Raw genomic sequence first — 9,935 nt, 5'->3', positions numbered from 1 at the left:
TTCGTGGGGATTCGTCAGGGGCAGAGTAAACTTAATCGCAAATTGGAATGGATAATATTGGAGACTGCAGCGGTGTTTGAGTTTGTTTACTCTGACCCAACATATTCAGTTACATAGTCAGAAAATGGTATTACTTCAACACCTATCATTTTTGAAAGGTATTCTTCGAAAAATACCCGATGAGATGCACCTACAATAATGACAATTCGTCCTCCAACCTCATTCGCTACCACTCTCATGATGTGAGACACCATATTTAGGTTTCTAACTTCCCATAAAGCAACTCTAGCTAACGCAGGTTCAACATCTAAATCTTTATCAACAAACATACTCCACTCTTGCCCAATAACTTGAGAGCTTTGTTCAGGGCTATTCAACCAAAGATATAAAGGCAGCCAATCCCCTGTTTGTATTGCGTGTTTTTGCAAAGCTTGAGATTTAGTTATAAACGTACTTTTTTGAAGTTCATTTCCTGCTTGGGATTTACTATAAGATGGCATTAACCTTTTAACCATGTCTTGATACATATCTTTATCAAGATGGTCATCAATAGGGTAGATCGTATTTATGCCCTCACTTAACGCTAAGTTAATTGCGATATTGAGTGTTTCATTATTTTTTGTAGCACGCGCATTAAGATAGGCTTTTAAATCTGAGGACAATTGAGAAGTGTCATTTTCTGTTAATTTTAACCAGTGTAGTGTTGCGGTATCAGGGTAGTAGCCTGCAATAGATAGTCTTATAAGTTCGATTCGCTTTTCATCGGACAAATTATTTACTATTTCAAACTGTTTCATTTTCTGTATTGCTTCAGTGGCAGAAAGTCCTAATGATGATTGTTCTTTTTTTGCGATACCAAGTAGTTCATCACCCACAAAGCTTGTTAAAGTTTCATGATATTCAACAGAGCCATTAAGCATTGTAAAAATATCTTCACCTCGAAGTGATTCGACTGCAATCGCTGTTGGTTTAAACTTACCTAAATAACCTCTAATTTCAGACAGGTCGATCTCTTCTTTAATACTTTTTAAATGCATCGTTCCTAAGACCATTACCTCAGTCTTCTGTTTAACACGTGCATTTAGACTTTGTATATCTTGCTTTGCATTTACCAAGCTAGGTAATAAAACCAGAGCTGCAAAAATGACTCTTATCATTCTGTTATCCTTAACCTTCAACTCACTCTAATAATGAAAAAAGAACATACCATAATAGAAAAATATTACAATTTTTAACAACTTACCTTTCGTTGGGATATACTTTTATTATTATCGACAACAAAACTTAACATGCCACCCATTATTAAAAAGTATTGGAGACTGCTACGTGTTTGGATTTAGTTTACTCTGATCCAACATATTTCAGATGTCACTTTCCACCCTAATAATATCACCACTGATTAAGCTATTTTTTTGTATTTGCGGTTTGCCAATTAAGAGTTAGCTAAACTCACTACTTAGGTGGTTAAAACGACGAATTGTTCATTTATTACACAGTCGCAGTTGAATATGATTTAATTTATTTATGATTTTATTTTGATTAAAACTATTTTAAATAACTTTAAATCAAGCCCTTAAGTGATAACCACAAAACTTGGCACGCAGCTTGTAATAACCTAGGTGTACCCCATAATTGAAAAGGAAGACACCATGTTTAACTCAAGCTCAAATACAAATTTAGTCACTCGCTCAGCATCTACAAAAACTAACCGTACATTTAAAAAATTAGCGTTAATTGCCGTTATTGCAACAGCAAGTATTGGCGCTCAAGCGAACGAATTGAGTAGTGCTGATGTCGTAAGTGCATTAGAAACACGTTTTACTGAAGCAACCACAGAAATGCTACAAACTGCGAAACAAGAAATTACTTTGAATCTGCAAAGTCACATCGCAGAGCAACTATTTGAGCTAAGTACTTCTCTTGAGTTGACTGAATCAGTAACAGAGTCAGATACAGCATTAGTCAGTAATGAGGACTAATAAATGGATTTAATGATGTTACTTAATTTAGCAGACCCATTAATCTCATTGCTTCTGCTTCCCGTTATCAGCTTTATTGTGTGTTCGTTGTTGATATGCGGGTTGCAGTGGTACCAATTTAGAAGCATCAATGCTATTTCCAAAGAGTTTGTTTCATTGAAGATGGCGAGAGAAACAATATAACTTAACATGCCACTCATTGTTAAAAAGTAAAATAACAACTTCTACTTGGATTGCGATGACCTTTTATGACTCTTTGCTATTCAAATTCAGTCTGATGCTAAATAATCCCCCGTAAACACTTAACATACCACCCATTGTAAAAAGTAACGTAATGACTTTTTAGTTGAAATCCTATAACTCTACAAGAGCGTCTTTCTCAGTTTTATAGCGTATGAGAAACAAGGCATTGTAAGTCCCAATAGGAATGTCCACTTGCAAGTATTTTGAACAAAAATAGGATACTGTGGACTAAAAGAGTACATGTAATTTTAAAATGGAGTTTAAATTGCTAAAAATAAAACCATTAATCCTCGTTAGTGTTTATATTGCTATTTCTGCATTTCCCCCCAATGTTAGCGCCGCTCCTAGTGAGCAGGATATTGATAGTATTTTTTCCGACTGGGAGCAAGATGACCAGCCTGGTGGCACTGTTGCAGTAATTAAAGAGGGAAAACTCATTTACAGTAGAGGATATGGCCTAGCCAATATCGAACACTCAGTCCCTAATACTCCAGCTACCGTTTATAGAATTGCATCGACCTCAAAGCAATTCACTGCTGCTACGATCCTTTTGTTAGCGCAGCAGAAAAAATTGAATTTAAACGATTCGCTCTACTCTTTCTTTCCTGAGTTTCCAGATTATGCAAAAGGCATCACCGTAAAACATTTACTCCATCACACCAGTGGAATGAGAGATTATTTTAATCTTACAGAATTAAAAGGTTTTAGAGCTGATGATTACTATGATGACACGAACGTCATGGAGTGGTTAACCACTCAGCCATCACTTAATTTCACCCCTGGGGAGGAGTTTTTATACAGTAATTCAGGTTATTGGCTGCTTGGACAAATAGTGCAAAAGGTAACAGGTACTTCAATGGCCTTATTCGCTGACAACGAAATTTTTAAGCCACTGAAGATGCAAAGTACTCTGTTCCATAATAATCATAACCATATTGTTAAAAATAAAGCCTATGGATATACCCCCTTCTCTGGACCTGAATTCGAAATTAACATGTCAACATTGGATCTTATTGGTGATGGCGGCATTTTGACTACCGTAGAAGATTTGAAAAAATGGGACGATGAGTTTTATCAACAAAAAGTGCTTGATAAAAACTTTTGGGAAATGATGACAACCGTCGGAAAACTCAATAACGGTGAGCATCTTGAATATGCTTCAGGTCTACGTATAAGTGATTATAAAGGGCTTAAACAAATAGACCATGCAGGGTGGTTTGGCGGTTTTAAATCAAACTTGATTAGATTTCCAGAACAACAATTTTCAGTCATTGTTCTTGCGAATAGAGAAGATGCTTATTCAACAGGTTTAGCCCGTCAAGTAGCCGATCTATATTTAAGCCAATTCTATGAAAAAGAAGTTGAAAGTACGCCGCAGTTTGTTGAGCTTAACGTTGATCAGCTAAAGGACTTTTCTGGTCACTATTGGAGCAAAGATAGAAATGATTCGCGTCAAGTGTATATTAAAGAAGGAAAATTAAAGTTATCGCCCTCCCCTAATAGAGAATTCGATTTAGCAGCTTTTTCCGAAAACCAGTTTAAGCTAATGGGCGTAAAAGCCAACGTCATTATGACTTTTATGCCAAAAAGCAACCAAATGTCAGTCTCGGTGAATGGCCGAGAACCTTTTATATGTGATGAGTACACGCCTGCCAATTACACTAGTGATCAATTAGTCCAATTTACGGGAAGCTTTCACAGTGAAGCACTAATGGTCAATTATCACATCAAGGTAGTTGATGGTGAGCTACAGCTCTTTATAGGCAACCGCCAGGTTTCACAACTTAATGCAACACAACCAGACATGCTGGTCAGTCCCAACCTTGGCGTCATCAATATCGTAAGAGACCACGAGGGTGTGATCAGTGGATTCGAAATGTCCTCAAATCGAGTTAAACATGTCCAGTTTGAAAAAGTCTTGATTACACCGTGAATGAGTAGAACATAACAAAATTAATCTGAACCTGATCCGTTCATGAAAAAGTGGGTCATGAATAAGTGGGGGTAAAGCCTGACTCCCTTCACGAAATAATTTTTAAAAACAAAACATTAAAAAAGAATGGAACATTCATGCCATTTGGTGTTCAAATTTACCGCCAAACAAAAGTCACCACGATTAAATGCCATTAATGCATAAAACTCGTTGATAAAGTTTATTCTGTATAATCGAAAGCTTAATAAATGGTGGCTCTCTTTCAATCACAGGGCTTGGACGTAGCATTGAAAGTAAAGTGTTTGGGGGAAAGATTAAACGTCTCAATAGGCTTTGTAATAATGGAAGGCTAATCTATGAAAAAATCAATTTTACTGTTATGCATGTTAACTCTGCAAAGCTGCATGGAGGTTAATTTTGATGACGTAGAGAAGAATTATTTTGACAATGAAATTAATTTTAAGAAATTATCAGTTATTGGCTGCGCGATTCAAAATGAAGTTAAATCTAATTTTAATTACAAAGTTGGTGATATAAAAAAGAGAGAGGATAACTATAATACTGCATTAAATAATGACTATAGTAATAATGCTTTTTTTGATGTTACTTCTGAGAAGCTAGATGAAGTGACATTAAGCATGTTTAGAACTCTCGATAAAAATCTGATTAAGCTAGCTGTTGATGAAGCTTTGGTTAGGGTTACAAATAAATGTATGATTTTTGTTCCTTATGAAGATATTAAAGATGAAGTTTATTATGTTTATAATCCTAGTATAGGAATTATAAACAATTTTATTAAACCTAATCTCAAACGTAGCTCTAATCTGCTGTCATTGAATTGGTATTATTATGTGGAATAATTAACGACCCTACCTCTGCTTGTAGTAAATTAAAAATCAGAAGAAGTCGAGCAGAGTTAACTTAATCGCAAATGGGAATATTGGAGAGTGCAGCGGTGTTTGAGTTTGTATATTCTGACGCAAAATATTCATTTACCCCAACATGTTCCCAAAAACTGAGTTAGTTTCTCTACCTCCAATAAATTTTATGCTAACTTCAATTTCTTCCATATATTGGCTATAAACTGTCTGTCTACAGCGTCAAATGGATTATCGGCGACCACATAAGATGAGGTCGATTTTGTCATTGCAAATAATTCACTGTTGGGGTTAATGCCGTTTTCGTCTATGGCAAGGTTATTGAACAAATCAACCACCACAGTTTTTAATTCCGCCAATAATTGTTCAAAAACTTGCTGCACCTGCTGGATAAACACATGGTAAGGCTCGTTACCACTTAACATAAAACTGGAGCCCGCCGTCCCCACTAAATTAATACCTTCTTTGATATAGTCAATCTCAGACAAATGCTGGACCCATAGCTTGTCGATGGCGTGCATAACTACAATATTCAGGGCTTCATTGAGCTTTTCATCGCTCACGACTGTACTGAGATTTTGCCAACGCGGTGTGACTTTGCTTTTAAACTGCTCAGCCCCATCCCCCAGTAAAATGTCATTTCGTAGTTGGTGGATCATTTGCCTTTGTTGTTCAACCAAATCACTGTATTTGTACAACGCTTTGCGTCTATCAAGATTCGCGCCTTCTAGTACTCGCTGGCCGTGGGCAATTTTTTTGCTTATACGGGCATTAGATAGCAACTCCCCTGTGTCACTTTTCCCAGACAACAAGCCATCATGCCCCAAGTGATTAAATAATTTGTCTTCAAGGCTGACAAAATATTGCGAAGACCCTGGCTCGCCTTGCCTTGCCGCCCGTCCCCGTAATTGATCATCAATCCGTCTCGACTCAAATCGGCTAGTGCCGATAATATGCAGGCCACCTGCCTTTTTTACTTGTATATTGCTTGCAGTGTCTTTTGCCCCCAGTAAAATATCTGTGCCGCGTCCGGCCAAGTTGGTACAGATGGTAACGGCCCCAAAAGCACCTGCCTGAGCAATTATTTGGGCTTCCTGCTCATCATTTTTAGCATTGAGCAGACAACACTCAATCCCTTTTTCAACTAACAAAGCACATAAGTTTTCAGACTCACGGACATTGGGCGTGCCCACTAAAACAGGTTGCCCAGTACGTTGAATCAAGGATATTTCATTGCAAATGGCAATGGTTTTTTCGGTTTTTGTACTGAACACCCGATCTGGCTTGTCTATTCTAATGCAGGGTTTACGCGGTGGAATAACACAGGTTTTTAATTGGTATAACTGCTCAAGCTCTTGCGCTGCCAACACCGCGGTGCCGGTCATGCCGCTCACTTTCTTAAACAAACACATCAAATGTTGCAAGGTGATCGAACCTAGGGTTTGACCTTCCTTTTTGACTGGCAGACCTTCTTTGGATTCCAATGCCGATTGCATACCATCAGGCCAGCGGTGCTTTTCGGCAATTCTACCTGTGAATTCATCAACCAGTTTGATGCTGTTGTCTTTAACTATGTAATCTATGTCTTTGACCAGCAAAACCTCGACGTGCAGTGCTAGATTGACGCTGGTCAGCAAGGGCAAATTATCGATATCAAATAGGTTTTCACAGCCAAATTGTTGCTCTATTTTACGACTGCCGCTGTCCGTCAAATGAACAGAGGTGCTAAATTCATCGACCGCATAATCGTTTGTTTTGTCTAATTGTTTAATTACCGTCGCAATGTGCGTCAGTTGATCATTGTTTTGGTGGATATCACCTGAAATAACCAGAGGAATACGGGCTTCGTCAATTAGAATCGAATCGGCTTCATCAACAATGGCAACATCTAATCCCGACAATACTTTTTGCTGTTTATAATGCACCAATTGATCACGTAAATAATCAAAGCCAACTTCTCGGGCTGTGGCATAAACAATGTCGCAGGCATGAGCTTTTTTGCGTTGTTTACCCGACATGCCAGCTTGGATCATATCCACGCTCAAACCAAAAAAATGATAGAGAGGCTGTAAAAAGTGACTGTCTCGTTTAGCCAGATAGTCATTAAAGGTGAGTACGTGAACTTTGCGGCCAGCTAATGCGTTAACAATAACGGGGGCAGCTGCGGCCAATGTTTTACCTTCCCCGGTTTTCATATCGACAATATAACCGTCATGTAATGCTAACCCTGCCAACATTTGGCTATCGAAGGGCCTCATGCCTAATCGTCTGTTTGATATTTCTGACACAAAAGCAAAAATTTTAACTTGAGTGGGTATATTCATTGGCGGGGAAATAGAAGCACACAGTGATTGTAGCTGTGCTTTGAGTTCATCATCACAAAGCGATTTCAATGTCTCGCTGAAGGAGTCTATTTGTGTCAACGTTCTCTTAAACGGTTTAAGGTCGGATTCAATCGATGACCTTTGCAGTTTTTCCATAACCCTTTTAAACATACTTCCACCTGTTTGTTTATGCTTAAATTATATATTGGTTGTGGAAAGGCTTAATTCAAGTCAAAAGCCTTTAAATCCTTGTTTTACAATCTATTCAATGCTAACTACCGCACCTAAAATAACTCCTAAAGCAATGATTTTGTTTCCAATTAATAAAGAAAACTTTAAAGTAAATAAGTTGAAAGTAAGTGGGTAGAGTCGGTGTGTAGAGTGATTGGCAAGAGCAACTTAATCTAAAACTCATCAATTCAAATTAGGTCGGACCCAATAAGGTGAATGCTGTATCAATGGGGATGGCAAGACGTTTGATGCAAGAAGCTAAAAGGGAAATGTTGTTGTTTTCCTTTCGTCCAGTATGGGCGAAGCGCCACGACTTTCTCCGCCATTAAGGCCGCAACAAATAGAATAAATGGATCAGAGTAAACTTAACCTCTTTGGCTACAAGTCTATATGAAACAAGTAAAATGTAATTCAAATTTCCAATTTTTCTATACAAAGTCAACGACAAATGAATTTCACATGAAAAGTTAATTATTACCCCTAACGTTTAAAAATTAACATTAATTCATTTGAAGATTGAACAAAAAAAGCGCAACCTAACAATTAGAGCTTAAACTCTAATATAGGATATGCCTTACTCATTTTAAAATTTATGTATTTAATTTGAATAATAAACGCTAGGAGAGCTTTCATCTTCGCTTTATAGAGTCACTGTAAAGCCAGTTTCAGCTATGAAGATAGCAAAGGTATTAACAATGAAAAATCAACAAGGTTTTACGCTAATTGAATTAGTCGTCGTCATCATTATTCTAGGCATACTCGCTACCGTCGCTGCGCCAAAATTTCTCAATTTACAAGGTGATGCTAGAGTCAGTTCTCTTGCAGGAATGAAAGGCGCAATTCAAAGTGCCAATGCACTTGTTTATTCTAAAGCAAGTTTAGCAGGAGTAGAAAAATCCGCCCTCAACACAGATTTAGATATTGGTACTGGTGAAGTACTCTTTACCGCGTACGGTTATGTGCTTGCCACCAACTCTGATTTAGAAAATGTACTAGATGTAGAGTTTAATCATGCCACATCCAGTACAGATCCAACCATCACTCATAATAATAATGCTGAATGGACTATTTACGCTGATGGTAATGGCGATGCATATATATGGCAAAAAGGCGCACCTGCAACCTGTAAATTGACATATAAACAAGCTAAAAGTACGACTGAGTTACCAAGTTATCAAATAACAACTGATTCTACTAAATGTTAGAACTGGAATAGGAATAAGTAAGTCAGAGTAAACTAAACCTAAACTTTATTAATTCAAATGAAGTCAGACGCTAGATGATTCCATGTTGTAAGTGTCCGAGTGCGTTAAATAAATTAATTAATGAAAGTCTAAAACTCTACAAGAGCGACTTTCTCAGCTTTCAGGGTGTAAAAATTGAGAATTAATGGATCAGAGCCTGACCATAACGACTCAGGCTAAATAACTAATGTTTAGGGCTAGGGTTAGAATTAGGATTAGGATTAGGATTAGGGCTAGGCTTAGAATCAGCGGAGAGGATTGTGTTATCTCTCTCAGTAACTCATGCAGGAAGAATGCGATGATATAAGCCTTTGCCCAATTCACAGTTAGGCTATTTTAACAGTCATCATCGACTAGAGTTAATGTTTTAGTCGCTACTCGATTTACATTATCAAGATCAACGCCATATCTTAAATAACAAGATGTTAGTGCTCTAGGCGCATCATATTCGTTATCCACAGTTCCCACATTATTAGCAAACGTAATCACATATGCATTATCTGGGCTTACACCTTGACCACCCGCCCACTCACTCTTATCTAAATCCATTGATTCAGCTTGATTGCTCCACATCTCGAATTCATAGTCATGCACAATGCCGTAGAATAGCGATATCCCTTCAGGAGTATCATAAGCAGGTGATTTTTCTTCACCTTCTATTGCTGCAGCAGCAAAATATAGCGAATCGTTAGAATGAATTGCGCCTTTTAGACCATTTAAAGCACTAATACGTGCATCGCGTTGAAGGTTGATAAATTTAGGCGCTGCATAAACAGCTAAAATACCTAAAATAATAATCACGACAACAAGTTCAATTAAAGTAAAGCCACGTAGTTTTTTGCTCATGTAACAGTCCGAAAAATAAGAATAAATAAATTATAACTCGATACATGTCGTCAAAAGGCCTTATTCCATATGGAATAAACAATATTCCATATGGGGTACTTGGATGTGTCAGGAGGGCCCCAAGGCAGAGTAAACTTAATTTAAAACCCAATAAATAAAATAGCATCAACCAGAGATTGAATGAGTAGGTGCATAATTCGTGAGATCAAAGTCAGACCTCCTTCAACTTTTTCACACTTCCCCTAACAAGCTGTTAC

At 37.5% G+C, this 9,935-nt stretch carries 7 protein-coding genes; 4 read left to right on the top strand and 3 right to left on the bottom strand.

Annotated elements, in window-relative coordinates; genetic code table 11:
* Positions 1-86: 86 nt before the first annotated feature.
* Positions 87-1,157, bottom strand: coding sequence for a DUF5694 domain-containing protein (locus tag AB4153_RS01435; protein ID WP_371996127.1), 1,071 nt, complete (start codon positions 1,155-1,157; stop codon positions 87-89).
* Between the two features lie 492 nt (positions 1,158-1,649).
* Between AB4153_RS01435 and AB4153_RS01430 the strand changes: the two genes are divergently transcribed.
* The 3 genes from AB4153_RS01430 (at position 1,650) to AB4153_RS01415 (ending at position 5,015) form a co-directional block, all read left to right on the top strand.
* A complete protein-coding gene (locus AB4153_RS01430; RefSeq protein WP_371996126.1) occupies positions 1,650-1,979 on the top strand; it encodes a hypothetical protein in 330 nt (109 codons plus the stop codon).
* Positions 1,980-2,487: 508 nt separating this feature from the next.
* Positions 2,488-4,155 (top strand): serine hydrolase domain-containing protein, encoded by a 1,668-nt coding sequence (locus AB4153_RS01425; protein WP_371996124.1) that lies wholly within the window; start codon positions 2,488-2,490, stop codon positions 4,153-4,155.
* Positions 4,156-4,511: 356 nt separating this feature from the next.
* Positions 4,512-5,015 carry a hypothetical protein gene (locus AB4153_RS01415; protein ID WP_303513305.1) on the top strand — a complete coding sequence of 168 codons (504 nt, stop codon included), beginning with the start codon at positions 4,512-4,514 and terminating at the stop codon, positions 5,013-5,015.
* 185 nt (positions 5,016-5,200) lie between these two features.
* On the opposite strand, the gene secA2 is transcribed toward AB4153_RS01415, so the two are convergent.
* Positions 5,201-7,528, bottom strand: coding sequence for an accessory Sec system translocase SecA2 (gene secA2 / locus AB4153_RS01410; RefSeq protein WP_371996122.1), 2,328 nt, complete (start codon positions 7,526-7,528; stop codon positions 5,201-5,203).
* Between the two features lie 755 nt (positions 7,529-8,283).
* Between secA2 and AB4153_RS01405 the strand changes: the two genes are divergently transcribed.
* Positions 8,284-8,793, top strand: a complete 510-nt coding sequence (locus AB4153_RS01405; RefSeq protein ID WP_102526110.1) for a prepilin-type N-terminal cleavage/methylation domain-containing protein — start codon at positions 8,284-8,286, stop codon at positions 8,791-8,793.
* 375 nt (positions 8,794-9,168) lie between these two features.
* Here the strand turns inward: AB4153_RS01405 and AB4153_RS01400 are convergent, their stop codons facing one another.
* Positions 9,169-9,678 carry a type II secretion system protein gene (locus AB4153_RS01400; RefSeq protein WP_371996121.1) on the bottom strand — a complete coding sequence of 170 codons (510 nt, stop codon included), beginning with the start codon at positions 9,676-9,678 and terminating at the stop codon, positions 9,169-9,171.
* Positions 9,679-9,935: the final 257 nt, after the last annotated feature.

It is taken from the genome of Shewanella sp. 10N.286.52.E4 (assembly GCF_041468785.1).
Classification (GTDB): domain Bacteria; phylum Pseudomonadota; class Gammaproteobacteria; order Enterobacterales; family Shewanellaceae; genus Shewanella; species Shewanella electrodiphila.
Note: the sequence above shows the minus strand (reverse complement) of the source record. Positions and strands in the feature narration are given on the sequence as shown.